A 491-nucleotide genomic window follows, 5' to 3' on the forward strand; every position below is an offset into this window, starting at 1 on the left:
AAAAAAGTCAAATGCTGGCGCAGCGGATGACTTTTTCCAGAATTTTTTTGACTTATTCAGTTGTGGATAAATCGATTTGCGGCTTCTTTCACTTAGTCAGGTTCGAATATTTCCTTAAATAATTCGAACGGTTCATACTGTAACGCTCGCAAATGCCTTAAAACGTGGAAAACTGTTTGTTTTAAGTCCAATTCAAGCTTGATGAGTAAGGTCAGTAAGTAGACAATCAGTGCCAGTATGACTTGATTTTCTACACCTTCTTTTGACTTTGAAAAGTAATGTTTAATCGTCATGTGTTGCTTGATATGCTTGAAAAATAGCTCGATTTGCCAGCGTGATTGATACATTTTGCTAATCTCTTCAGCTGATACATCCATGCGGTTGGTGATAAACCTTAGATGGCCTTGCTGCTTTCTTTCTATCGTCACAAGACGAAAGAGACTCGTTAAGTAAACTTGACTGCCCAATTGAACCAATTGATCACTGATAAT

The 491-nt window shown here is 37.5% G+C and carries 1 protein-coding gene; it reads right to left on the reverse strand.

Translation table 11 applies throughout. The features are described 5' to 3' along the window. Positions 1-92: 92 nt before the first annotated feature. A partial coding sequence (locus C3945_RS11725) for a transposase (protein ID WP_161879831.1) occupies positions 93-491 on the reverse strand: 399 nt, incomplete at its 5' end.

It is taken from the genome of Alkalibacterium sp. MB6 (assembly GCF_009935905.1).
Taxonomy (GTDB): Bacteria; Bacillota; Bacilli; order Lactobacillales; family Carnobacteriaceae_A; genus Alkalibacterium.